The 25,956-nt window shown below is 43.3% G+C and carries 24 protein-coding genes and 1 tRNA gene; 9 read left to right on the top strand and 16 right to left on the bottom strand.

Translation table 11 applies throughout. From position 1 onward, the window contains the following. Positions 1–19 precede the first annotated feature (19 nt). Genes SNE26_RS01230 through SNE26_RS01240 form a run of 3 tightly spaced genes read left to right on the top strand, consistent with a single transcriptional unit; the run spans position 20 to position 2,641 of the window. Positions 20–427, top strand: coding sequence for an EVE domain-containing protein (locus SNE26_RS01230; RefSeq protein WP_090528071.1), 408 nt, complete (start codon positions 20–22; stop codon positions 425–427). Beyond that, positions 424–1,563: a carbohydrate-binding family 9-like protein gene (locus tag SNE26_RS01235; RefSeq protein ID WP_321557574.1), complete on the top strand. Its 1,140-nt coding sequence runs from the start codon at positions 424–426 to the stop codon at positions 1,561–1,563. Before SNE26_RS01230 ends, SNE26_RS01235 begins: the two co-directional genes overlap by 4 nt. Then, on the top strand, positions 1,556–2,641 hold the full coding sequence (locus SNE26_RS01240; protein ID WP_321557575.1) for a family 10 glycosylhydrolase: 1,086 nt from the start codon (positions 1,556–1,558) through the stop codon (positions 2,639–2,641). The genes SNE26_RS01235 and SNE26_RS01240 overlap by 8 nt, the downstream gene beginning before the upstream one ends. 264 nt (positions 2,642–2,905) lie before the next feature. Here SNE26_RS01240 and SNE26_RS01245 read toward each other — a convergent pair whose 3' ends face one another. The 11 genes from SNE26_RS01245 to SNE26_RS01295 form a co-directional block, all read right to left on the bottom strand. After that, the gene (locus SNE26_RS01245) at positions 2,906–4,195 is read right to left on the bottom strand and encodes an IS4 family transposase (RefSeq protein ID WP_321555129.1); all 1,290 of its coding nucleotides are present in this window, start codon (positions 4,193–4,195) and stop codon (positions 2,906–2,908) included. Between the two features lie 627 nt (positions 4,196–4,822). Then, positions 4,823–5,272: a MarR family winged helix-turn-helix transcriptional regulator gene (locus SNE26_RS01250; protein WP_091175216.1), complete on the bottom strand. Its 450-nt coding sequence runs from the start codon at positions 5,270–5,272 to the stop codon at positions 4,823–4,825. 57 nt (positions 5,273–5,329) lie between these two features. Further along, on the bottom strand, positions 5,330–5,506 hold the full coding sequence (locus tag SNE26_RS01255) for a DUF5522 domain-containing protein (protein ID WP_321557576.1): 177 nt from the start codon (positions 5,504–5,506) through the stop codon (positions 5,330–5,332). Then, positions 5,506–6,444, bottom strand: coding sequence for an MBL fold metallo-hydrolase (locus tag SNE26_RS01260; RefSeq protein ID WP_321557577.1), 939 nt, complete (start codon positions 6,442–6,444; stop codon positions 5,506–5,508). The genes SNE26_RS01255 and SNE26_RS01260 overlap by 1 nt, the downstream gene beginning before the upstream one ends. Beyond that, on the bottom strand, positions 6,444–7,040 hold the full coding sequence (gene coaE / locus SNE26_RS01265; RefSeq protein WP_321557578.1) for a dephospho-CoA kinase: 597 nt from the start codon (positions 7,038–7,040) through the stop codon (positions 6,444–6,446). The genes SNE26_RS01260 and coaE overlap by 1 nt, the downstream gene beginning before the upstream one ends. Beyond that, positions 7,040–7,990 (bottom strand): YbbR-like domain-containing protein, encoded by a 951-nt coding sequence (locus SNE26_RS01270; RefSeq protein WP_321557579.1) that lies wholly within the window; start codon positions 7,988–7,990, stop codon positions 7,040–7,042. Before SNE26_RS01270 ends, coaE begins: the two co-directional genes overlap by 1 nt. A gap of 168 nt (positions 7,991–8,158) precedes the next feature. Further along, on the bottom strand, positions 8,159–8,491 hold the full coding sequence (gene yajC / locus SNE26_RS01275) for a preprotein translocase subunit YajC (RefSeq protein ID WP_321557580.1): 333 nt from the start codon (positions 8,489–8,491) through the stop codon (positions 8,159–8,161). Between the two features lie 16 nt (positions 8,492–8,507). Continuing rightward, a complete protein-coding gene (locus tag SNE26_RS01280; protein WP_321557581.1) occupies positions 8,508–8,939 on the bottom strand; it encodes a DUF1573 domain-containing protein in 432 nt (143 codons plus the stop codon). A gap of 9 nt (positions 8,940–8,948) precedes the next feature. Continuing rightward, a complete protein-coding gene (gene nusB / locus SNE26_RS01285; protein ID WP_176628507.1) occupies positions 8,949–9,896 on the bottom strand; it encodes a transcription antitermination factor NusB in 948 nt (315 codons plus the stop codon). Between the two features lie 57 nt (positions 9,897–9,953). Further along, entirely contained in the window at positions 9,954–11,039 is a 1,086-nt protein-coding gene (locus SNE26_RS01290) for a Glu/Leu/Phe/Val dehydrogenase (RefSeq protein ID WP_321557582.1), read from the bottom strand. A 287-nt stretch (positions 11,040–11,326) separates the two neighbouring features. Further along, the gene (locus SNE26_RS01295) at positions 11,327–13,009 is read right to left on the bottom strand and encodes a S8 family serine peptidase (protein WP_321557583.1); all 1,683 of its coding nucleotides are present in this window, start codon (positions 13,007–13,009) and stop codon (positions 11,327–11,329) included. A gap of 783 nt (positions 13,010–13,792) precedes the next feature. Between SNE26_RS01295 and SNE26_RS01300 the strand changes: the two genes are divergently transcribed. Both SNE26_RS01300 and SNE26_RS01305 read left to right on the top strand, forming a co-directional pair. Continuing rightward, positions 13,793–15,580 (top strand): ABC transporter ATP-binding protein, encoded by a 1,788-nt coding sequence (locus SNE26_RS01300; protein WP_321557584.1) that lies wholly within the window; start codon positions 13,793–13,795, stop codon positions 15,578–15,580. A 404-nt stretch (positions 15,581–15,984) separates the two neighbouring features. Beyond that, complete coding sequence (locus SNE26_RS01305; protein WP_090528014.1) at positions 15,985–16,317, top strand: DUF3276 family protein; 333 nt, start codon at positions 15,985–15,987, stop codon at positions 16,315–16,317. A gap of 72 nt (positions 16,318–16,389) precedes the next feature. Here the strand turns inward: SNE26_RS01305 and mgtE are convergent, their stop codons facing one another. Continuing rightward, positions 16,390–17,760, bottom strand: a complete 1,371-nt coding sequence (mgtE, locus tag SNE26_RS01310; RefSeq protein WP_321557585.1) for a magnesium transporter — start codon at positions 17,758–17,760, stop codon at positions 16,390–16,392. Between the two features lie 215 nt (positions 17,761–17,975). On the opposite strand from mgtE, the gene ychF reads away from it, so the two are divergent. Next, positions 17,976–19,079, top strand: a complete 1,104-nt coding sequence (ychF, locus tag SNE26_RS01315; protein ID WP_321557586.1) for a redox-regulated ATPase YchF — start codon at positions 17,976–17,978, stop codon at positions 19,077–19,079. 185 nt (positions 19,080–19,264) lie between these two features. Here ychF and SNE26_RS01320 read toward each other — a convergent pair whose 3' ends face one another. The 3 genes from SNE26_RS01320 to SNE26_RS01330 all read right to left on the bottom strand — a co-directional run bounded on the left by SNE26_RS01320 (position 19,265) and on the right by SNE26_RS01330 (position 22,045). After that, the gene (locus SNE26_RS01320; RefSeq protein WP_321557587.1) at positions 19,265–20,071 is read right to left on the bottom strand and encodes an AraC family transcriptional regulator; all 807 of its coding nucleotides are present in this window, start codon (positions 20,069–20,071) and stop codon (positions 19,265–19,267) included. Between the two features lie 96 nt (positions 20,072–20,167). Continuing rightward, on the bottom strand, positions 20,168–21,052 hold the full coding sequence (locus SNE26_RS01325) for an oxidoreductase (protein WP_321557588.1): 885 nt from the start codon (positions 21,050–21,052) through the stop codon (positions 20,168–20,170). Positions 21,053–21,229: 177 nt separating this feature from the next. Beyond that, the gene (locus SNE26_RS01330; protein ID WP_321557589.1) at positions 21,230–22,045 is read right to left on the bottom strand and encodes an SDR family oxidoreductase; all 816 of its coding nucleotides are present in this window, start codon (positions 22,043–22,045) and stop codon (positions 21,230–21,232) included. 75 nt (positions 22,046–22,120) lie between these two features. On the opposite strand from SNE26_RS01330, the gene SNE26_RS01335 reads away from it, so the two are divergent. Then, complete coding sequence (locus SNE26_RS01335; RefSeq protein ID WP_321557590.1) at positions 22,121–22,483, top strand: helix-turn-helix domain-containing protein; 363 nt, start codon at positions 22,121–22,123, stop codon at positions 22,481–22,483. 76 nt (positions 22,484–22,559) lie between these two features. After that, entirely contained in the window at positions 22,560–23,948 is a 1,389-nt protein-coding gene (locus SNE26_RS01340) for a sulfatase-like hydrolase/transferase (protein WP_321557591.1), read from the top strand. Positions 23,949–24,011: 63 nt separating this feature from the next. Here SNE26_RS01340 and SNE26_RS01345 read toward each other — a convergent pair. Then, a tRNA-Arg gene (locus SNE26_RS01345) sits at positions 24,012–24,083 on the bottom strand. A gap of 266 nt (positions 24,084–24,349) precedes the next feature. Between SNE26_RS01345 and SNE26_RS01350 the strand changes: the two genes are divergently transcribed. Further along, positions 24,350–25,879 (top strand): glycosyl hydrolase family 28 protein, encoded by a 1,530-nt coding sequence (locus SNE26_RS01350; RefSeq protein ID WP_321557592.1) that lies wholly within the window; start codon positions 24,350–24,352, stop codon positions 25,877–25,879. Positions 25,880–25,956: the final 77 nt, after the last annotated feature.

Raw genomic sequence — 25,956 nt, forward strand, 5'->3', positions numbered from 1 at the left:
AAAAAATTATACCGTACAAATGCAACATTGGTTAGTAAAAAGTGAGCCCTTTAAATATAGCTGGGAAAAATTTAATAAGGATGGTCGTACCTTTTGGGATGGCGTGCGCAATTACCAGGCACGCAATAACCTCAGGGAAATGAAGGAAGGCGATCTGGTTTTATTTTACCACAGCAACGAAGGAAAAGAGATTGTAGGTATAGCCAAAGTAGTGAAGGAAGCCTACCAGGACCCCACAACCGATGATACCAATTGGGTAGTTGTTGACCTGGCCCCGGTTGAAGCCCTGAAAACCCCGGTAACCCTTGAGCAGATCAAAGCCGACCCTAAATTACAGGATATAGGACTGGTAAGGCAGGGGCGTTTATCGGTGATGGGTGTAAAGCGCGAAGAGTTTGATTATATCTTAGCGCTGGGCAGTAAATGAAATGGATAAGCGCCCGCCCGAGCCATTTTATTAAACCGGTATTAACTGCTGCTTTATTTGCACTGCCCGGGCTGGTGAAGGCACAGGATGTTTTTCAAGGTTTTCCTGATCTATTTACTGTTCCTGAAAGCTACGTTGTAAAGCATGTTAAGCAAGCACCGGTAATTGATGGCGATGTGGAAGATGCTGTATGGCAGCAGGCCAAATGGACTAAAGATTTCCAGGATATTGAAGGCCGCCTTAAACCACAGCCGCCGCTGCAAACCAACGTTAAAATGCTTTGGGGTGATAGCTGCCTGTATGTAGCAGCCCGGATCAGAGATCCACATGTTTGGGCTACGCTTAAACATCATGATGATATTGTTTACCGCGACAATGACTTTGAGTTGTTTATCGATCCCACTAACAGCACGCATAAATATTTTGAAATTGAGGTGAATGCCCTCAACACCATTTTCGATTTGTTTTTAACCAGGCCTTATCGTAATAACGGGGCTGCTGTAACCGGTTGGGATACGCATGGGTTACGGTCGGCGGTAAAAGTTCAGGGCACGCTAAATGATCCTTCGGATACTGATCAAGGCTGGACGGTTGAAATGGCTATTCCATTTAAAGCCATAGCCGGCGGCTTTAACCGGGCTGTGATAAAAGATGGCACCACGTGGCGTATCAATTTTTCGCGGGTGCAGTATGATACTAAAGTGCAGAACGGCAAATATGTAAAGCTGCAGGATAATGCCGGGCATGGTTTGCCGGAGCATAACTGGGTATGGAGCAACCAGGGACTTATCAACATGCATTACCCCGAACGCTGGGGCTATCTGCTGTTTAGCGATCATGAGTTTGATGAGGCTGCGTTTAAAATGCCTTATGCCGAAGAGCAAAAGAAATACCTGTGGCTGGTTTATTACAAGCAAAAGCAGTGGTTTAAAGATCATCATGAGTACCTCACCTCGTTAAACAAATTAGGTATTGAAAATAAGGTAACAGTTGCAGGCCATGCTAACGAACTTAAGCTCGAAGCAACCGCTCATCAGTTTATAACTTATATTAGTGATACTAAAACCAATGCCACCTATACCATTGACCAGGATGGCCTGGTGCAGCAACAGATAATCCCTAAACTCCATGAATAAGCGCGAATTTTTAAAGGCCGGTTTACTGGCCGGCGTGGCTGCCCAGTTGCCCTTAGTAAGCAATGCCGCTGTTGAAGCTGCCAAAAGCAGCAAGAAAAAGGCCATGAAAAACTGGGTATGGATCAACCCTAACCAGAAAGATACTGATGACGAGCTGGCCACCCGTTACGCTTCCTACAAAGCATCGGGTATAACCGGCATATTTTTCGAGAACGACAGCGAGCGCCATTTCCGCGCTGCCAAAGCTAAAGGCCTGGAAGCCCACCGCTGGATCTGGACTTTTAACCGTGCCGAGCTGGTAAACGAAAAGCCCGAATGGTACAGCAAAAACCGTAAAGGCGAATCATGTGCCGATCATCCGCCTTATGTGCAGTATTACCGCTGGCTTTGCCCGTCGCGCCCTGAAGTGCAGGAGTATTTAACCAAAACTGTCGATGATATTTTAGCCAAAGATTATATCGATGGTATCCATCTGGATTACGTACGTTACTGCGATGTTGTATTACCGGTAAACCTTTGGGATAAATATAAAATTGAGCAAACCAAAGAGCTGCCCGAATATGACTTTTGCTACTGCGATGTTTGCAAAGCCAAATTCAAAGAAGAATATAACCAGGATCTTGACCAGATCCAATACCCCGAAGCCAGCCTTTCGTGGCGCTTGTTCAGGTACAACAATATTACCCGGGTGGTTAACGGTATCTCGACCGTGGCCCACCAGCATAAAAAACAAATAACTGCAGCCGTATTCCCAACACCCGAAGTAGCCCGCCGTAACGTAAGGCAGGACTGGACAAACTGGAACATGGATGGCATCTGCCCCATGATATACCACGGTTTTTATAAAGAAGGCGTAAGCTGGATAGGCAATGCCGTAGCCGAAGGCGTTCATTTCCTGGCCGGAAGGTTCCCGCTGTATGCAGGCTTGTATTTATCTGATTTTAAAAGCGACGACGAAATTCGCCTCGGCATCCAGGTGGCGTTGAAAAATGGGGCTATGGGTGTGTCTTTCTTCGGTAATGTGAGGCCGGAAGTGCTGGCGATACTGAAGGATGAAGTAGCGGCTTTTAAGGCATAAAATACCCCATTGTTTCTCACACCGTCATTGTGAGGCATGAAGCAATCCCCGATCAGCAGAGCCGCTCTGTATAGTTTATTTCTTGCGCTCGTTTGTAACGAGTGCTTAACGTGGGTTTACGTTTGTAACGTAAACTATCGCTACCACAAGCGTCCTCGCTTGTGGCCATCATGCTAAGCTATGCAAGCGTCTCATTGAGCTGCTGACCAAACGCGGGCCACAAGCCGGGAGGCTTGCGGCCAATGTCATTAAGTTAAGTTGGTTTTAGATTGCATCTTTTTGATTTTTAGTTACTTTAGGTCTGATCCTGGCTCTGTATTTACCGGCATGTCTTGGGAACGTTCGATTATTTCTCACCGGGATAGTATGTTTAATAAACAAAGCTTCTAATTCCTGAAATACAGATTCTAAAGGGGCTTGTTTACAAAGCAATTCTAATATCCTGTTTTTTAAGAACCCATAAGAGAGGTTTGTATTTACCTTGTAATCGTATTTTTTGGCTTCATTTTGTATAGACAATTCCGGTTCCAGATCATTTACAATAACCGATTGAAGATTGCTGATAAAAATGGCACAATAAAAATCCTGCAATATGCTCGCTTGTGAGTAACCTGTGAAGTGTTCGACCTTAAGTTTGTTCTTTAATTCATCATAAAAGGTCTCAACTCCCCATCGCATGAAATATAGCTTTTTAAACAGTTTAGCAGGGTATTTAGTACTATCCAACAAAGTTGTTATCAGTACCTCTACTTCTCCGCTCGGAAGGTCAACCCTTAATAAACGCACTTTTAACGGAGTATTTTTATCATAATCCTTATCTTTTAGTGAATGACTTTCTGAGGGATATATTTCCGTAACTACAGATTTCTTACCGCCGGCTACAAAGGTAGTAGCGAACGAAAAATTCGCTACTGTTACCCGTATCAAACAATCAGCCCCCAATTTAACATGCTCATGTATAAAATCGTAAGAAGGGTATCCTCTGTCATATATGATCAGGTCTTTCTTTTTCCATTTTTGGTTATGCCTTAGCGCGAGTTCCCTTTCCCCTTTATTCAAACCATCTAAAGCTGCATCTAAGACTAAGCCATTTAAAACATCGTATAAAACAGATGCTCTTGCTTGTACAACTTCCACTGTGGACTGATTTTTCATTACGCCATAGCACTTTTTTAATTCGGCAGTATAAGGTAAAGTAAGTTTGGTGCTATCAACAACCAGTATCCTAATACCATTTAAATAGTTTGCCGTCTCGTTGTCTGTCGTGTAAAAGTTCTCAATAATCACATTTGAAAGGTGACTGAAAACGGCTGGATCGATCTTTTTCCGGTTCTGAATAAAAGCGCTTGAGGTAAAAGAGCGGGCATTGCCAAAAGAAAAATGCTCATTCAAATAACGTACGAAGCCATCTATTTCAATGGCAAGGCTTCTTCTTAATAAATTGAACATAAATAGCAAAGTTGAACTAAAAGGCTGCTTTCTGTTCCTGGTAAAGTCTTGTTCATTCATCTTAAACTTCAGAGCAAGCTCCTTGCTGAAAATTGTCTCCCTCAATTTTTCTATGATTAAAAATGAGGTTTTTTTTGCACTTTAACTAATTGATTATGAATTAAATATAGGAAAAATAATCAATTAAATAAAGATAAATAACTGATTATTAGTAACTTATTCGCTAACTTAATGACATTGGGCTTGCGGCAGCGGGGGAGGCCGGAAGTGCTGGCGATACTGAAGGATGAAGTAGCGGCTTTTAAGGCATAAAATATCCCCATTGTTTCTCACACCGTCATTGCGAGGCACGAAGCAATCCCCGATCAGCAGAGTCGCTCTGTATAGTCCGCGATTGCTTCGTGCCTCGCAATGACGTGGTTTTCATGTCTCCTCAGGGTCTCTCGCAGAGGACCCTGAGGTTCACCACATTCTAAACATCTGCCAGGATATTCAGAATAGTGAATCCGCATAGCGTATGCCTCAGAGTCCTCTGCGAGAGACCCTGAGGGGACGTTAACTTTTTAGTTTTTAACACCCCCTGCACCCCCCTTTTCCAACAATAACTATTTCTATTATTTTTCTCTTGTTAGACCAAAGGAAATGACATTTTTTTTGATTGGTGCAATCAAGGCAAAAAACCTTTCGCCTTTAACCTTTTCCCTTTCGCCTCAAATCAACCGCCTCAAAAGCTTATCCCCGCATTTTGTCCAATAGATCACTTAGCGTTGCTGCTTCATCTTCGGTGAGGTTATTGCTTAGGATCTCCTTAGTTTTAAACTCGGCATCCATTTTTGAAAGGGTTGCAAGGCCTTCTTCGCTGATGCGGATATCCACGGCGCGCCTGTCTTTATTATTGGTGCAGCGTGACACCAGGCCTTTTTGAACAAGGCGGTCAACAATGCGCGATGCATCCGACATTTTATCAATCATCCTTTCCTTCAGCAAATTTATGGTAGCTGGTTTTGGATATTGGCCGCGCAGGATGCGCAGTATATTGAACTGCTGCTGGGTAATATTATGTTTTTCAAAATGGCAACGAAAATAATTAGCCAGCCAACCTTGCGTGTATGCCACGTTAATGGCTACTTTGTGGTAGTTGTCTTCAAAATTGGTACTTTGTATTTCGTCTTCTATTCGCATAATAGTAGTAATGAATGGGATGCAAATATGTTTAATTATTTTTAATTTAACATTGATTTATTTAGCGCTATCATCTGATTCAGTGTTATTTCCAAACAATTTTACCTTGCCATAACCCCAGGGACAATGCAGGCACTTGTTTTTACAGCAATAGCCCCGCTTTAAATGGTATGCTTCCGTAAAAACAAAATTGCCGTCTTTGTTGATATAATAATCAATGCCTTCCTGCAACATCAGTTCAGAATTTTTACAAAGATATCATCTTTAAAATAAGCTTTCAGATGATCGCCCTTACCGTGAAGTGTCCACACCTGTTTGGGTTTGGTATCGACGATGGTTTGCAGGATATCGTTCCAGTCCACATGGTCGGATATAAAGAGGGTATCCTGGCTGTTAACCTGCAGGTTTTTCCATCCCGATGCAAAAAGGCGTTTTACTCCCGTGGCCCTGATGTAGCTGTCGAAAGTAAAAGGCGGCACAATATAAACAAACTCATCCTGCACCTTCATCAGTTTGCGCCCGTAAATTTGATACTTGCCGGGGTGGAAGCCCATCTGTTCATAAATGGCATTGATGGGCATTATTTTATGGTGTACCAGGATCTTTTTTTGCGGAACATGTTCGGTAATGAGATTGATCAACCGCTGGCTTTTACCCAGTGCATACGCACCAAGCAAAATGTTGCTTTTGATATCATTGATCTTGCGGATTTCGGCAACAGGATCGGGATGGATAATCGCCGGATTGGCAAAGGTGCTTTCGGTGATCAGCACATCGGTGGTAACCCATTCAATAGGTTCGCAGGTGGCATCGGGCTGTAGTTTATAATCGCCGGTGTATAAATACCTTGAGCCTTCATACTCCATCAGTATTTGTGCCGAACCAAGCATATGCCCCGCCGGGATCAGTGTTACCGTAACCCTGCCCACCTCAAACGGCTGGTTAAAAGCCGCGATATTAAAAACTTTAGCAGCGGTACGGTCATACCTTAGCTGCATAATGCTTGCTGTGGCACGGGTGCAGTAAACGTTGTTGTTACCGCTTATGGCATGATCGGCATGGGCATGGGATATTACGGCAGTTTTTACAGGCAGTTGAGGGTCGATATAAAAGTCGCCGTATTTGCAGTACAGCCCTTTTTCGTCAAAAGAAACAAAATCGTCAAGTATCATTAATTGCGGGCAAGCGATAAGTACAGTTCATGCAGGGCCAGTACCTGGGGTATAACCAGCTGTTTACCGTCGTTTATAATTACATCATTGGCCAGTTTCAGTTTTTCATCCTGCGATAGCTGGCGGGCCTCGCGGTTTTCAACATCGGCCCGGCTAATGCCGTCGCGCTCCATAACACGGGCAATGCGGGCTTCAAGCGGAGCGGTGATCATAATGGCCCTGTCGCACATTTTGTATGAACCGCTTTCAAATAAAATGGCTGCTTCGCGGATTACATAAGGGGCATCCTTGTGCAGCTGATCAAACCTATCAAAAGCCCTGAACACGGCAGGATGTACCAGGGCGTTAAGTTTTTCAAGTTCGGCTTTATTGTTAAAAACTATTCCCGATATATACTTGCGGTTCAGGCTGCCATCATCAAAATAGGCCTGTGCGCCAAAAGCTTGTTTAATACCTTCAATAAGCAGCCTATCGGTAACCATTACTTTTTTAGCTTCATCATCGGCATAAAAAACAGGGATGCCAAGCAGCTCAAATACCTGGGCCACGGTTGTTTTGCCGCTGCCTATATTACCGGTTAAACCTATTTTAAGCATTATTTTTTTATGTAGAAGTCAATATTGGCAGGAAACACCCTTACAACTTTACAAAAGGGCGGCATATGGATAAGTTTTACCGGCAAGGCTGTATAACCCTTATCGCGCCAAAGGTTAAGATCGGCAACGGCTTCAAACAGGTCTTCATCAATATCGGCATACCGGGTTAAGGATGTGGTAAAGGTTACTTTAATTTTTTGCGGAAATACTTTTACGTTATAATAACTGTTGTTGTTGATCAGCTTTACCGGGATCTCCAGCGTTTTTTCTGTAAATTCATCAACCGGGACAATAGCCTGTACCGAGCGGGGATAAACATTCAGGTTGCCCTCATTGCTGGGCTTTAAATTAACCCTGGTATTAATGGTTTCATTAACATTACTAAATTTAAGCGAGTCTGTTTTCCACGAAGTGATTTGCTTCAGGCGCTCAATAGGGCCGCTCACGGTTACATAAGCCGGCCGCACCGTTATATTGCCCGATACGGCAAATTGCTTTTGATAGCTAACGCCCATGGTAAGCTGCACAGGGACTTTTTTGATAAGGCGGTTACTGAAATCAAAATAAAGCGTATCAGGGTCAATGGATAAGATCCGGTTGGCCGGGTCTTTCCCTATGTTGATCTGCTTAAGTTGCGTGCTGTCAATAACCACATAATTTCGGGTTTCGAGCGAGCGGAGGTCAACAGTTAGCGGCTTATTATCGCTGTTGATCCTGGAGAACAGCATTTGCCAGCCGGTACCCTGTATGGTTGCATCCACAGTATCAGGCTGCAGCGAATGAAAAGCCCGCCTTTGCGGAGCATTTTTAAAAGTTAAAACCTTTTTTACCCTGTAAGGAAGAGGATCGGAAAGCGTAGTAAAAATCCAGGCAATGATGGCCAGCGACAAACAGGTAAAAAATACCGAGAGCCGCCTGCGTTCTGTTGCCGATAATTTTACTATTGCCATATTTAAGGTTAAAGGCGAAAGGTTAAAGGTGAAAGGTCAAGCACTTTCATGCGTTCCTTTTCCTTTAACCTTTCGTCATTGTTTATTTTATCTGGGTAAAGGTTTCTGGTATCAAGCGACCGGCTTCTGCCTTTCGCCTTTTACCTTTAACCTTTCGCCTTAAAAGAATTAAGCTTTTTTCTCAACCGCCGGGGTGTTCAATGCCTTTGAAGCCTCAAGTGATATGGCCGATTTGTCAAAGCGGATTTTACCGTTTTCAACCTCAACCAAAAATGTAGCATCGTTCAAATCAATGATACGGCCATGGATACCGGCTGTGGTTATAACCCTGTCGCCTTTTTTTAGTTCTTCAACGTATTTCTTTTGATCTTTTTGCTTTTTAACCTGCGGGCGGATCATAAAAAAATAAAATACCACGATGATCAGTACCATTGGCACCAATGAACCGTAGCTGCCTAAGCCGCCGCCTGCTGAGGCTTGTAATAAAATAGTAGCTATCATTTGTTTAAATTAATTGTTATTTTTTTAAAACCTCGCCAATTAAATGTACCATAGTTTCGGCGGGCTGGGTGTTTGCTGTAACGGTTATTTGTTTATCCTGTAAACCGCTTTTGCCTGCGCTGTTAAAAGTAACGCTGATCACGCCGCTTTCGCCGGGTTTAACTGGTGCTTTTGGCCAGGTAGGGGTAGTACAGCCGCAGGTAGCACGCGCGTTGGTAATAATTAACGGCGATTTACCGGTATTGGTGAACTTGAAATCGTACGATACCTTGTCGCCTTCTTTGATCTTGCCGAAATCGTGGCTTTCTTTTTCAAATTTAGCTACCGGTGCATTGGCTGCACTTGCCGCGCTATCAGCGGTAGTTGTTGATGAATTACCGGCTGTGCTGCTGTTGCAGGCCGATAATAACACGCCCGCTGCTACTAAGCTTAAAAATAGTTTTTTCATTTTTTAATATTATTCTATTAAGCCACGGCCTATCTTTTTGATCTTGTTTTCGGCTTTAAGCTCTATTAAAATCTTGTCCAAGATACCGTTTATAAATGAATTACTCTTAGGCGTGCTAAACTCTTTTGATATTTCAAGGTACTCGTTTATAGTAACCTTAACCGGGATAGAATTGAAGTTAATAAACTCGGTTATAGCCATTTTCATTAACAGGGTATCCATCATGGCAATACGCTCCGGCTCCCAGTTTTGGGTTTTGGCGGCTATCAGCTCATGGTAAGCCTCATTGTACCTGATGCTTTGCTGAAACAGGTTTACCACAAACTCGCGGTCTTCAACCCAGTTACCGGTAATTTCGGCAAGCTGGTTAAGCTTGTAATCATCATGCGAAAAGTTTTTGAACGTTTTGGCAATAAGCGCCTGGAGCACATCTTTATCAACAGGCCAAAAAATAAACCTGTCTTCAAAAACCTGCTCGGCTAATGACGATTTAAGGATAACCTTTTTGAAAATGAATTTAATGATATCCTTGTCTGTTTGCAGTGTATCGCCTGTTTTGGCAAGATACTCGGCATACTCGGGTGAGTTTTTAAGGATAATAAAAAGAGATTTTGCAAGTTCGGGCTCAAAGGTCCAGTCAACTTTGTACTTTTTCCAGGCTGTAATGTATTCCTTATTATCATTCAGGCTCAGGATAAACCTGTTAGTGAGTATTTTAAGGTTTGCATTTAAGTCATCGGCGGTAGGGAGGTGTTTGTTGGCGCGTTCCTGCGCGTCATTCGCGGCAAAGCTTACTACTTCATTAATTAATGATAGCATCCAGATATACATTTCGTAAACCTGGTCAATGCTGCTTAGCATATTTTTCTCGAATAGCTTAACATCTTTCGTATCTGATTGATGATACGCGTACAGTGCCTGTAATACCTTTACCCGGAGGTGCCTTCTGTTTAACATTTTTGTAAGAACGATTTGGTTTGCTTATGCAAACGGTTTATATAAAAATTAATTGTTTTAATAGGATGATTTTACTTTCCTGATGTCTTCAATGCGTTTTTCGGCTATTTTATTGGCTGCGCTAATGGTTGGAATGTTTTCGGCCTTTGACAGCTTTAAGACATTGCGTGTAGCTTCGTAAATATTTTCTGTAAGCTGTAAGGTACGCTTTTTATTGAAATTCATCAACTCCGAATAACCGGTGATAATACCGCCTGCATTGATCACATAATCGGGGGCAAAAAGTACACCTTTATCAAGCAGCATTTGCCCGTGCACGTTTTCGTCAAGCAGCTGGTTATTGGCCGAGCCGGCTATAATGCCGCACTTTAATTTGGCAATGGTTTGTGTATTCACCGTACCGCCCATGGCGCATGGTGCATAAATATCGGCATCGATATCAAAAATATTATTGTTTGATACCGGCTGTGCGCCATATTTTTTGGAGATCTGGCTTACGCGCTCTTCGTTAATATCGCTGGCGTAAACTTTTACGTTTTCGTCCCTCAGCAGGCGTACCAGGTTTTCGCCCACGTGGCCAATACCCTGTACAATAACCGATTTACCGGTTAAACTATCGCTGCCGTACATTTCCCTTACGCAAGCCTTAATGCCCATCAAAACGCCCAAAGCTGTAATAGGCGATGGGTCGCCGCTGCCGCCAATATTTTCGGGGGCACCGGTAACGTGATTGGTTTCCATTTTAATGTACTCCATATCGCGCGGGTTGGTGCCCACGTCTTCGGCCGCAATAAATTCGCCGTTAAGGTTTTTGATAAAGCGGCCAAATTTACGCAGTAAAGCCTCGTTCTTGTCCTGGCGCGAATCGCCGATGATTACCGAATAACCGCCGCCAAGGTTAAGGCCTGCTATAGCAGCCTTGTAGGTCATGCTTTTGGCTAAACGCAATACATCATTAAGGGCGTCGCCTTCGGTTTTGTAGGCCCACATACGCACGCCGCCAAATGCAGGGCCAAGCGTAGTATTGTGGATAGCAATAATAGCTTTCAGATTGGTATCAGGATCGGTACAAAAAACAACTTTCTTATGCCCGAAAGCGTCAAGCTGGCTAAATATGGATTCCGGTGGATGTTGTTCAGGCATTAGTACTGTAAGTAAATGTCTTTAAGCGCACAAAAGTAGAGGTTTTTTTTAATACTGGCAAAGATATTAAGTGAGGTGTAAGTATGAAATTACTATTAAATAAGTATCTGTAACAATTAGTACGCTCAGCTCCCATACCATAAACGATATTAATAACATCAATAATCGCCTTGTATGATTACTTCGGCCAATTGGGTTTGCGGTTCCGCCTCAAAATCAATTGGCCAGGTACTAATGGATAGTTGTGCTCCAGTTAAGAAAATACTCATGTTATTTCAACAATCGCATCATTTAGTATCTGATATGTTTTTGGCAAGGTCCATAGCTATTTGCATATCGGCAAGGCCATAGCCGTAAGGCATAACCGGGTTATTATATTTGTTAGCCGATTTTCTGAGTACTATGAGCAGATCTTTATTGCTGAGTTTTGGATACGCCTGCCATAAACAGGCAGCCAGGCCGCACATGATAGGGCTGGAATAGGATGTACCCATTCGTGATTCCGCAACACCGGCAGGGTTTATCACACCGGCTCCTAAGCCTACTGCTACAATATCGGGTTTAACACGTCCATCAACCGTTATTCCAAATGTTGAGAAAGGGGCAATAATACCCGCTGGGTTAACTGCACCAACCGTCAGTACGCCAGGTGAATCGGCCGGGGTACCTATCCATTGCTCGTCGTTACCTGCACAGCATACAATAAAAATTCCTTTGTTAAAGGCAACGTTGGCTGCCCTGGTGGCCATCGCAGTTTTTCCGTCCATATCCTCAAATTTATACTTGGCTTGGGGCAGGTAATAATTATTTGTATAAGTAAGCGATGAATTAACAATGTCTACCCCAACGCTATCGGCATATTCAATGGCATTAACCCAGTAATCTTCTTCAATAGGATACTCTGTCAGTGCATCCTCAGTATGGAATAACCAGTAATTTGCTTCGGGCGCAGTACCCACATAGGTTCCGGGTTTGTTGACCGCCATGCATGATGTAACCCATATGCCATGGTTATCAATGGCGTAAGGATCGGGACTTTCATAAACAAAAGATTTTGCCCCCTTTATGCTGATATTGTTGAAGGCCGGATTGTTTTTCAGGTTGATAAAGCCCTCGTCAATAACGGCAATGTCTATCCCGGCACCTTTAAAGCCTTTGTTGTGCAGGACCTGCCCGTTGCATGTGCTGATATTTGCTGTCGCTGCGCCATAGTCAAGCGGTGTATTGGCGGTTTGGTTTGAACCTAACTGCGGTATATCCGTGTATTTAGCTGGTATAGCAGCCGGCCTTGGCCCTTCCCATACCAATATTACATCTTTTACAAATGGCAATGCTTTGTATTTATCTACTAAAAACTCGTCAGATGTATTTACACTAACTGTATTAAGCCATTTGCTTTGCGCCACTATCACACCGCCTATTTGTTTTATCGCTTTAATATAATCGGCAGAGATCGGGAGGTCTGTTTCATCAACCGGGATATTGCGTTTTCGGCGACGCTCAATTGCCCGCGCTGATAAAAATTCGGAAGGTTTACTTATTGAATAAGCAGATGAGCCTTTATCTTTAAGTATGAGCCTGTATTTGTAATCATTATTGTCGGCAATGGTTACTTTGCATTTTGCCGAGGTTTTTCCATCTGCAAGGGTAGCAACAATATTGGTTTGCCCTGCCGTTAAGCATGAAACCAATCCATCGGCAGTAACTGTTGCTATCCTGGTGTTTTCAGAACTCCAGGTAATTTGTGCAGCCCCGGAACCATTGCTAACCGTAGTCGTTAACCGGTAAGAATAGGCCGGATTTTTAACTACGTTTAAAGAAGATGGATTAATAACTATTGTTGTAGCTGCCTTCGGGAGATTGTCGGTCTTTTTACATCCGGTTGAAACGAAACATATTAGTAGTAATAAGTATAAAGGCAGTGTACATAATTTGGCAGTCATCAGGAGCGGGAAAGGTGTTTTGGTCAAAGGTTAAGGTTTGTTTTAAATTATAAAAGCAGATCAATGTTACCCATTTCTGTTTTGTAAACGCGGCGAAGGTACTGTTATTGCAGGAAATACCAGGCATCATGTTTGATTTTACGAGCCTGGTATTTATAAACCAATAATATTAAAGGTCTGTTATAAATCAGAAAGCTTCGGTTAGTATCCGAAAGCTTTTGGTTCCCGAATTTTAATTGATGTTACTATTAGTGACGTGCGGGATATTGACGCTGGATATAGGCAATGCCCGACTTGCGTCAAGAACTCACTGCTGCTTTATATTCTATGTGTGGTTGATCCTTTAGCTAAAATGTATTGCCAAATTTCATGCATGCTAATGCCCCCACGTCGAAAATTGATGGCGTGCAGCCTTTTATTTTCGACAAACGATTAACTAAAAAAGCGATGATCATACTGACATGATCCTGTCAGTGTTCAACTTTTAAAAAACGAGTGTTCAGTCTTTGATTTTGTGATTTTGTAACTTATTGATTATTAGTGTGCATGTGTTTATTGTGAATTTTAAGGCGCTTGGAGCTATTTATAATTTGCTGATTATCAATAGTGTTTATTTTTGAAAAAAACTGCAAGTGTTCACACTTTAAAAATTGAACACTTAACAAAATTGCAACAGATGCATCAATTTAACATTCTTACATCCTCCCGACTTTTCCATTCAATCACTCTCCTCAAATTTTAATACTTTTGATTATTATGTCAGGGCTTTCCGACTTTCGGACTTTCCCGGCTTCCGGACTATAATAATAAATGAAAGACCTCGCATACCTTAATAAATTCTTTTACAAATACCGCTGGCGGCTTATTCCGGGCGTGCTGTTTGTAATTATATCCAATGTTTTTGGTGTGCTGCCCGCGCAGGTTATCCGCGTAGCTTTTGATCTGGTTACCGAAAACATCGGCGCCTATCAGTTGTTTTCTGGTTTCGACAGGCAGAGTTTCATTTATGATATTTTCGGTACCAGCCTTTTCCTGTTTGGTACGCTGGTATTGGTGCTGGCATTGCTGCGGGGCTTGTTCCTGTTTTTTATGAGGCAAACCATTATCCTCATGTCGCGCCATATCGAGTACGATTTAAAAAACGAGATCTATAACCACTACCAGGAACTTTCCCTTGCCTTTTACCGCCGCCACAATACCGGAGATTTAATGAACCGCGTAACCGAGGATGTAAGCCGTGTACGCATGTACCTTGGGCCGGGTATCATGTACTCCATCAATACCGTGGTATTGTTTGTGATGGTGATATATGCCATGCTTACTGTAAATGTACAGCTGGCCGTTTTTTCGGTACTGCCATTGCCTATTCTGGCAGGTGTTATTTACTATGTAAACAATATTATCAATCACCGCAGCGAGATGATCCAGGAGCGCCTGTCCGGCTTATCCAGCTTTGTGCAGGAAAATTTTTCGGGCATCAGGGTGATCAAATCATATGTGCGCGAAGGCTTTGTGCGCGAAAACTTTGCAAAGGAGAGTGAGGACTATAAAGTACACTCAATGGAACTGGCCAAAGTACAGGCCCTGTTTTTCCCGATCATGCTGTTGCTGGTAGGCCTGAGTAACGTAATAACCATGTACGTTGGCGGGGTGGAAGTAATAAAAGGCAACATTACCCCGGGTAATATTGCGGAGTTTATTGTTTACCTCAATATGCTTTCGTTCCCGGTTATTTCGCTGGGCTGGGTAACCTCATTGGTGCAACGCGCCGCAGCTTCGCAAAAACGCATTAACGAATTTTTGCATGAAAAGCCTGAGATCATCTCGCCGGTTGCAGAAAATCACCATGTTGAGGGATTGATCAGGTTTGATGAGGTATCATTCATTTATCCTGATACGGGCATCCAGGCATTAAAAAATGTTTCCTTTACGGTTGAGCCTGGGCAGATGTTGGCTATTATAGGCCGTACAGGTTCGGGTAAGTCAACCATTGCCAACCTGGTAATGCGCATGTACGATACCACAGGCGGAGAGATCACGGTTGACAACCGTTCGATAAGATCACTTGGTCTTGAAAACTACCGCTCGCAGATAGGTTTTGTACCGCAGGAGGTGTTCCTGTTTTCGGATACCATAGCCAATAACATTGCTTTTAGTGCCGATGTACTGGACATGCCGGTTGTTGAGCAGGCCGCTAAAGATGCCGCAGTATACAATAACATTATTGAACTGGAAGAAGGTTTTACAACCCTCATTGGCGAACGCGGCGTTACCTTATCGGGCGGTCAAAAACAGCGTGTATCCATTGCACGCGCCATATTCAAACATCCGCAGGTTTTGATCTTTGACGATTGCCTTTCGGCAGTTGATACCCGCACGGAAGAAGAGATTTTGAATAACCTTGGCCGGGTAATGCAGGATAAAACGAGCATCATCATAGCCCACCGCATTTCCACCATAAAAAATGCCGATAAGATCCTGGTGATGGATAACGGCGAAATAGTTGAGCAGGGCAACCACGAATACCTGATGCAGCTTAAAGGTACTTACTTTGAGCTTTACGAAAAACAACTGCTGGAAGAAGAGCAGGATGCATAAGAGCCCCCGCTAAATCTCCCCCGGTAGGGGAGACTTTTTTTGATCTGTATCTTTTCCTTTTTTTGCCGCTCCTTCCGGGGAGGGTTGGGTAGGGCCAGTCGTTCTTCCCGTTTTCCCATTCTGGCGCAAGTCCCTTGTGCTGCTGAGTGTGGGAGGATACATGTGCTTCCCATGTCTCATCAAAATAAGTTGGCACAAGTTAGCCTCCGCACAGCCAAACCCGCAAAACTTGCGCCAGTGAAGAGACTTTGTATTCTTTCTTTTTACAACTCCCTTTAATCGGTCATCCACACAAAAAAATGACACTTTTGTTTCAAAAAACTCAATAATAACGAATAAAATACTTGCACTTTGAAAATTTATTTATATTTATGCCAACCAAAACTAATTACAGGTAAATATATATGGGAGATTTTGACAATAGAGAGCGCGAAGAGGTTTATTCAAAGAAGGTGAGAGCTGGGAAGCGGACCTATTTTTTTGATGTAAAAGCAACCCGTTCAAACGATTATTATGTTACTATTACTGAAAGTAAAAAACGTTTGGAAGATGGGGTGTTTGTAAAACACAAGATCTTTTTATATAAAGAAGACTTTGAAAAATTTGCCGAAGGTTTGAAAGATACCATCGACTACATCAAATCAAACCAGGAGGTAGTTGAAAAACGCTACGAGTATAGCGAAAACCCTGAAATTGCCAGGGCATCTGCCGATGAAGATTTTTCGTTTGAGATTTAATACTACAGAACAATACTAAACTAAAATAATTAAAGCCCTGCTTCTTATTTGGAAGCAGGGCTTTTTGCGTGGTTACAATAATATCCCCCGCATAAACAATACTGCTATGGTAAAGTAAATGATTAGCCCGGTAACATCAACCAGGGTAGCCACAAACGGAGCAGATGAAGTAGCAGGGTCGGCGCCAAGCTTTTTAAGCAAAAGTGGCAGCATCGAACCTGATAACGACCCCCATAAAACGATACCGATAAGGGATGCACCTACCGTAAAACCAACCAGCATCCAGTGCGGGCCGTAAATATTACTGAACATGCTCCAGGCGGCTATGCGTAAAAAGCCTATTAAACCTAAACAAACACCAAGCATCAGGCCCGAAAGAATTTCCCGGCGCATAACCCGCCACCAGTCGGTAACGGTAACCTCGCCAAGGGCCATGGCCTGGATAATGAGGGTTGAAGCCTGCGAACCGCTGTTACCCCCACTTGAAATAATTAGCGGGATAAAATAAGCCAGTACGACTACTTTAGAGATCTCATCGCCAAAATAGCCCATAGCGGTAGCGGTAAGCATCTCACCTAAAAATAAAATGATAAGCCAGCCTACACGTTTTTTTACCAGTTTAAAAAGGTTGATATCCAGATAGGGTTCATCCAGCGCTTCGGTACCACCTATTTTCTGAATGTCTTCGGTGTATTCTTCGTTAGCTATCCAAAGGATATCATCAACGGTTACAATCCCTAACAGTACATTGCCGCTATCAACCACCGGGAGGGCGGTACGGTTATTCATCCTGAAAACATTGATGGCTTCTTCCTGTGGGTCGGCAGCGCTAAGGGCAATCAGTCGGCCGTCCATTAGTTCGCTCACCTTGGTTTCGGGCTTTACCAATAAGATCTCGCGGATCCTGATATCATCAAGTAAAACACCGTGCTCATCAATTACATAAATAACATCGATGGTTTCCGAATTTTTACCATAACGGCGAATGTGCGAAAGCACACGACTTACATCCCAGGTACGTTTAACGGCAATATAGTCGGGCGTCATCAGGCGGCCAACGCTTTCTTCTTCGTAACCCAAAAGTTTTAGAGCTTCGTCGCGGTTTTCGCGTGAAAGTTTCTGGATAAGTTTTTGAACGGCGTCGCCATGCAATTCGCTGAAAAGTGCTGTGCGGTCGTCGGGCGGGAGTTCATTGATCAGATCTTCCAGCTTTTGGCCCGAGAGTTTTTTAATGATCCGCTCCTGCACCGGGAATTCAAGAATCCGGAACACATTAACCGCGCGGTTAAGCGAAAGGGTTTCGATGAATTTAGGGCCATGTTCCGGAAGTTCTCCAATCAGTTCTTCAACATCCGATATGTTGAGGTTGTTCAAATATTCCTGTAATTGGGTATCGTCTTGTTTTTCCAGCAACAATTCTATTTGCTCAACCATTTCTTCCATAAAGCCCTCTTTTTTACATCGTTTTACAATCTTGTTTGGTGTTTTTCAACGTGCGCAAAAGTCGTTTATTTTTTCAAATTATAAGGCAAAATTTTCTGTTATCTTTGCAGCCGAATTCAGCCCCTCCCAACCCTCCCCGGAAGGGAGGGCTTTTAATTAATAATAATGGAAGTCTCCCCTTCCGGGGGAGATTTAGAGGGGGCTAATTTAAAAACATGGGTTTACAATGTGGTATAGTAGGTTTGCCGAATGTGGGTAAATCGACACTATTTAATTGCTTATCAAACGCCAAGGCGCAGGCGGCTAACTTTCCGTTTTGTACTATTGAGCCAAATGTGGGTGTAATTACAGTGCCGGATGAGCGCTTAACAAAGCTTACCGAAATAGTTAACCCCAAAAGCATAGTACCAAACACTATCGAGATAGTTGATATTGCGGGCCTTGTTAAAGGCGCCAGCAAAGGCGAAGGTTTGGGTAACCAATTTTTAGCCAATATCCGTGCTACAAATGCCATTATCCACGTATTGCGTTGCTTTGATAACGATAACGTGATCCACGTTGACGGCTCGGTTGATCCTATCCGCGACAAAGAGATCATTGATACCGAACTACAGCTGAAAGATCTTGAATCTATCGAGAAAAAGATTCAGAAGGTTGAAAAGATGGCTAAAACCGGCGGCGACAAAGAGGCTAAAAAAACTTTTGATGTTTTAACCGTTTATAAAAACCACCTGCTTGAAGGCAAATCGGCCCGTACCGCCCCCGTTGAAGAGGAAGATAAAGAATATGTAGCCGACCTTTGGCTGCTTACTGCTAAACCTGTATTGTACGTTTGTAATGTTGATGAAGGTTCGGTTAGTAACGGCAATGCTTATGTTGAAAAAGTAAAAGCAGCCGTTAAAGATGAAAACGCTGAAGTACTGATCATCTCAGCTCAGATTGAATCTGAAATTTCGCAACTGGAAACTTACGAAGAGCGCCAGATGTTTTTGGACGATTTGGGGCTTACTGAATCGGGCGTTAACAAACTGATCAAAGCGGCATACAGGCTACTAAACCTGGCTACTTACTTTACTGCCGGTGTGCAGGAAGTACGTGCCTGGACTATTACCCAGGGTTTCACTGCACCACAGGCAGCAGGTGTAATCCACACCGATTTTGAAAAAGGCTTTATCCGTGCTGAAGTTATTAAATACGATGATTTTGTAAAATTCAATGGCGTTGAGGCTACTATAAAAGAAAACGGCAAACTGGGTGTTGAAGGTAAAACCTACATTGTGCAGGATGGCGACATTATGCACTTCAGGTTTAACGTGTAAGGAAAGAGCCAAGAGGTCAAGATTCAAGAGACAAGTGTTTAGAGTCAAGACGACAAGATATAAGAGCCAGGAAATGAGTTCCAATCATTCCTGGTTTTTTTATGTCCTGATTCTTGAGCCTTAACTTCTCGCTTCTGTTTTTGTCTTGCCTCCTGATTCTTGATTTCTTGACTCTACCTCAGCGGTTACACCGCCGATGGTGCTATCCCATAAGCCTTTTTAAAGGCGAATGAAAAGTGGGAGAGGTCTTTAAAACCCACATCCATATACACATCTGATACCTTGTGCCCTTTTTCTTTGATGAGGAAGTAGGCGTCCTTTAGCCTTTGGTTTTGAATCCAGCGATTGGGGGAAGTATTAAAAATTCGTTCAAAATCACGTTTAAAGGTAGCCAGGCTGCGGCCGGTTAAGTAGGCAAAGCGGTTAAGATCTACATTAAAGCGGTAGTTTTGGGTCATAAAAGCTTCCAGGTTTATTTTGCCGGGCTCGCTGAAATCAAACAGGATATTTTTAAGTTCGGGATTGGTTTCCAGCAAAATCATTACGGCCTCTTTTACCTTGTGCAGCGTAAGCGCAGGGCTGATCTCGTCGCTGCTTTTATCCATATAAGGGCTTAACGATGCGATGTAATTGTTAAAAAGCCCGTTGGGTTTCAGGAACAATGCGCTTTCGCCTGTATACTGGCCATCGGCATGTAAATCAAGTTCGGCACTTATACTTTGCAGCGTTGCCTGATCCATACCGATGGTAATGGTTTTAAATTCGCCGCCTGCGGGTGGATGCTTTACAAATTTGGCCAGTTCGTTCCGTTTCAGGAAGCGATAGTCTCCCTGCTTAAAATAGTAGTTTTTGCCGTTTATATACAATTCCGAATCGCCCGAAAGGATGTAGCCGAAAATATGGTCGGCAATGAATTGCTCGCCAGCCCTGCTTATGTGCGAGTAACAGGAATAAAGTATTCGAGGCGATGTTTTTGGGTTTGACAAAGGCATGGTGCTCAAATTTAATAATAAAGAAAGACTTACGAAGTTTGAAACTTCGTAAGTCTGGTATATCCCGGGGAACATGTCTCCAAAACCGAAATTATATTATACTTTTTGAGCCGTTATTGATTTTCCAAATTCAGTATTCAGGAAATCTTCCGCTTCATCATGATCAGTTGAAGTAGTAACCAGCAGCCATTTTTCAAATTCGGCTTTGCGTGCTTCATCGGCAGCTTTTAGCAATCCGGCGGCTTCGCTGCCCAATATAAGGTGCACAGGTGGTTCGGGATGTTCAGCGAGTTCAATCATTACCCTGGCTGCTTTTTCGGGATCGCCAACAGGAACAAATTTACCGCTTGATAGATAATCTGCACGCACATCAACGGTTTGTTCATAGCCTTCAATTTTTGGTGCATAGCTCATAGATCCGCCGGCCCAATCGGTACGGAAGCCTCCTGGTTCAACACTGGTAACCAGTATGCCAAGCGGTTTTACTTCTTTAGCTAAAGCCTCGGTAAAGCCGCTCAAACCAAACTTAGCTGCCTGGTACATGCTTAAACCTGCATTACCAACGCGGCCACCAACCGAGCTGATCTGCAAAATCCTGCCCGAACGTTGTTTGCGCATATAAGGCAATACAGCGCGGGTGATTTCGATAGGCGCATATAGGTTGGTTTCCAGTTGGCTGCGTACCTGCTCACCGGTAAAGGCTTCAGTTGCACCAATGATGCCGAAACCAGCATTATTTACCAATACATCAATTTTGCCAAAATGAACCACCGTATCTGCAACGGCTTTGTGTACGGCAGGGTAATCGGTAACATCAAGTTTTATAGGGTAAACCTGGCCGGGATATTGATCAGCCAGGTCTTTTAATTGTTCGGGGTTACGTGCTGTAGCGGCAACGTTATCGCCGGCTGCTAAAACTGCTTCTGTAAGGCTGCGGCCTAATCCGCGGGCGCTGCCTGTTATAAACCATACTTTTTTCATAGTGTTATCTTTAATTTTGATAATACAAAGTTAGGTTGAATGGCAGTGTAGCGTTTTGTTAAAAGGCTCAAGTTGCTTTGTTGAAAAGCTCAACCTGATGCGCTTGATTAGAGGATTTCCTGATGTTTGATTTCATGATATCAGGAAATCCTTAAAGCCTATTAATCAAGATTCAAATTAAAACATGCTGTTCACCTTTTCCATGTATTCCTCAATAGGCATGGTGTTACGCATGTTCATCAGCATGGTGCCCATATTGCCTATTACTGTACGGAATTTGTTGCTTTTGCCGGTTGCCAGATCATAAATGGCATTTACAATCTCCATTGGATCATCCAGTTGTGATTCATCGCGTGAGCTCATCAGATTTTGTAGTTTAGCGGTAAGTTCATCATAAGCGGTTATATCCGGGTTTTGGTTCCAAACCACACTTTCAACAAAATTATTGCCTTTTGAACCGCCCTGTTCTATCAACCTTAAATGGATGTTAAGCGGCTTTAACTCGTAATAAAGTCCTTCGGTAAGGCCTTCAAGTGCAAATTTCGACATGTTGTAAAGTGAGCCAAGCGGTACAGCGGTGGTAATGCCCATAAACGAGCTGATGTTGATGAACATGCCCCCATTGTTTTGCCTGAAATGTGGCAGGAACGCACGGATCACGTTGATGGGACCGCGGGCATTTACCGCAAACTGCCAGTCGATATCCTCTTCCTTAGCAAGCTCTAATGCGCCGTACGTACCCATACCCGCATTATTTACCACAACATCAATTTTGCCGAAAGCTGCTATAGCCTGTTCGGTAGCGGTTTTTACCTGCTCGAGGTTGGTAACATCCAGCTTAAATATTTTAATATTAGGGTATTGCGTTAATTCAATTTCCTTTTCGGGCGTACGCATGGTGGCGGCTACGTTCCAGCCTTGTTGTGCAAAATGTTTAGCGGTTAATTTGCCCAGGCCGCTGCTGGTTCCGGTTATAAAAACTGTTTTTGACATGGTATTTTACTTTTTTATGCAAAAGTATAGTGTAATTGATATAATTTTGTAACCAGTTACACAGAGTATACCAGTATGGAAGCAGGAATAACGTCACATCAACGTAATCATGCCGATGAACGGCAGGCACTTCAGGACACCATGTATGTTATAGGCGGTAAATGGACGCTGCCAATCATCAATTCCATTTGCAATGGCAATCACCGTTTCAGGGAAATTGAGCGGAGCATCCCCGGCATCACCACGCGGATGTTGTCGCGCGAGCTGAAAACCATGGAAATGAACAAGCTTGTTAAGCGGGTAGTTACGCCTACAACACCTGTTTTGATCGAATACCAGTCGACAGAGTACTGCCGAAGTTTTGGCAGTATTATTTTGGAGATGATAAAATGGGGAAAGGAGCACCGCGAGATGCTGCGCAACGCTGATAAGCAATAGTTGTTAGTTAAAGCCTATTGTAAAAGTTAAGTTATCTTTAACAGTCATCCGTTATAAAAACTATTTTCACCGGGCAATGAAACATCTCACCAATTTAACCTGTAAAGGCCTTTTCCTTTTGGCTTTCTTATTCTTAATTGTACCTGCTTCGGCACAAAAAAAACAATTGCCTAATATCGTTTTTGTATTAGCCGATGATATGGGTTACTCCGACCTGAGTTGTTATGGAAACCCCGTTATTCGTACGCCGTTTTTAGATAAGATGGCACAAAGAGGGGTAAGGGCAACTAATTACGTAGTGAGCAGCCCAACCTGTACTCCTTCACGTGCTTCGTTGCTCACGGGGCGGTATGCATCGCGGATGAATCTGCCTTATCCAATCGGGCCTGGTTCAAAACTTGGTATTCCCGACCAGGAAGTTACCATTGCCGAAATGTTGAAACAAATTGGTTATGAAACCGCTATGATAGGTAAATGGCACCTTGGCGATCACGCGGCTTACAACCATCCAATGGCGCAGGGTTTTAACTCGTACTATGGCTTACTATACAGCCATGATTACCGTTCGCCTTATGTAAAAACGGATACTACTATTAAAGTATTTCGTAACCATAAGCCGGAGATCTTGAAGCCGGCAGATTCATCGCTGATCGACCTGTACCAGCGTGAAGCTATCCGATACATCAAAGAGCAAAAAAAAGGCGGTAAGCCGTTCTTTCTGTATCTCGCCCATAATATGCCGCATTTGCCGGTAGCCTTTGCATCATCCGCAAAAAATAAAAACCGCAGCGATGGCGGCCATTTGGGTGATGTAGTTGAACAACTGGACGAAAGTCTTGGTAAGGTTTGGAGCGAACTGGAAAAACAGGGACTGGCTGATAATACGATCTTTATGTTTTCGAGTGATAATGGTCCGTGGATAGAGTTTCCTGACCGGATGCTGGGCGATAGTGCTACCAAACATTGGGATGCAGGTACGGCAGGGGTTTTCCGCGGTAGCAAGGGACAATCGTATGAAGGCGGTTTGCGTGAGCCGTTTATCGTTTACTGGAAAAATCATACCCCGGTTGGTGCAAGTATTACCAGTATGATGAGCAACCTCGATGTTTTGCCAACGCTTGCCAAATGGACAGGAGCCCCGCTGCCTAAAGCCAGAACTCTTGACGGCCAATCAATAGCAGATGTGCTGACAGGCAAAGCGCCCAAACATCCCGAACACAGGCCAATTTATTATTATAATAACAGCGTTTGCGAAGCCGTGCGCCTGGGCGACTGGAAATACCGCGAAGTAAAAGCTAATAACAACGTTGGCGGCGTAGCTGGTTTGCCGCTGCCTGCAAAAACAGAATTATTTAACCTGGCCTATGATCCCAGCGAACGCACTAATGTGATCAGAGAATACCCTGAAATGGCCCAAAAGCTAAAAGTTCTTTTTGACCAGTATCCGGGCATGAAGGAGAATTGATTGAAGCAATGCAAGTATCTATGGACAAACAAAAAGAGACTTACAATTTGTAAGTCCCTTTTGTGCTCCCGACGAGATTCGAACTCATATCGATGGTACCGGAAACCATAATTCTATCCATTGAACTACGGGAGCAGACAGGGGCAAAGATATAAAATTGATTTAAACCAAAAGCATTGTTTACTACATTAACGTATTGTAATAATGCGCAAGTTTGGTAATAATTATTATCAGCGCCATTTACATTACGTAAACGTTTACGTAAATAAAAATATACGGCTGCCGCCAACTAATTTGAAAGTTTAATAGTTTAGGTGTTTAATGTACAATTAAACGCTTCATGTTCGTAAACTTTAGAAGCTATAAACCTGCTTGAATTTTTCTCTTAATAATAACTTATAATGAAAATCCTTTATTTTTTAACCCTGCTTATAACGCCATTTGCCGGTTACGCTCAGCAAAAAGTATTTAACGTTACCGATTATGGTGCCAAAGCCGATGGTATTACCAATAACACCATCAGTATTCAAAAGGCTATTGATAATGCAGGCGCGCAGGGCGGCGGTACAGTATATGTACCCGCCGGAAAGTTTTTGACGGCTTGTATCAGCATGAAATCAAATGTTACCCTGAACCTTGCCGAAAATGCTACGTTGCTGAGCAGCGCGAAAAGAATTGATTTTGGGGAAGGTCATGCGGCACCTTTAATAGTTGCCAACAATCTGCAGCATATTGCCATAACAGGTAAGGGAACTATTGATGGAAACGGGGAGGAATTGCTGAAAGACCTTTTTGCGATGCTGAAAGCGGGTAAATTAAGGGATTCGTTATGGCAAAAGGAAAACCCATGGGGGCAAACCCAGCCCGAGGAACCTAACCGGCCCAAATTGATCCATTTTTCAAACTGTACCGATGTACTGATAAAAGGCGTAACCATGAAAAACGGCCTGGTGTGGGTACAGGATTACACCAAATGCCGCAACCTGGTCATTGACAGCATAAAAGTAGAAAGCAATACCTATTGGAATAACGATGGTATTGATTTGGTTGATTGCAAAAACGTAAAGCTTACCAACAGTTTTTTTAACGCCGATGACGATGGCATCTGCCTGAAATCGAGCGACAGGAACAGTAGCTGCGAAAATATTTATGTGGCAAACTGTACCACGAGGTCCAGCGCCAGCGGGATTAAATTTGGCACGGCCTCAAGAGGCGGTTTTAAAAAGATAACGATAAAGAATGTGAAGATTTACGATACCTACCGGTCGGCCATTGCGTTGGAATGTGTTGATGGGGGTGTGATGGAAGATATTGATATCAGTAACATTAATGCGGTAAATACAGGCAATGCCATTTTTATTCGCCTCGGTCATCGTAATAAGGATACTGTAGTAAGTCGCATCAATGGTATCCGCATCAGCAACGTAACGGTGGACGTGCCAAAAGGTAAACCCGATAAAGGTTATCCGATGGAAGGGCCTTTAGTTAAAGGGAACCACAATATCTTTCCTTCGTCAATTGCGGGCTTGCCGGGGCATCCTGTTAAAAATGTAATCCTCGAAAACATTAAGATAGTGTACCACGGCGATGCCAGCAAAGCTGTGGCAAATGTCAGCCTCGATTCGTTATCCAGGATACCCGAAAACCCGCATGATTATCCGGAGTTTTCCATGTTTGGAGAATTGCCGGCCTGGGGATTTTATACGCGCCATGCAGAAGGGCTGACGTTTAAAAATGTAACCCTTAGCTGCCTGGGGAATGATTTCAGGGCCGCCGGTGTATTTCATGATGTGGATGGGCTGGTGCTAAATGGCCTCAAAATACCGCAGGTTAAATCGTTGCCGGTGATTGTGCTTAACGGGGTAACTAAATCTTCGGTTAAAGGCATTCAGATTCCCGGAACAAGTAAAAATAAGATCCTTAAGAGGTAATTTTATTTCACATCAGGAAATCACCCTTGCTAAATCAATTTAAGGGCTTTTAGCGTTGCGCGTTCAGCTTTTAGCTT

Origin of the sequence: Mucilaginibacter sp. cycad4, assembly GCF_034263275.1 — a bacterium.
GTDB lineage: Bacteria > Bacteroidota > Bacteroidia > Sphingobacteriales > Sphingobacteriaceae > Mucilaginibacter.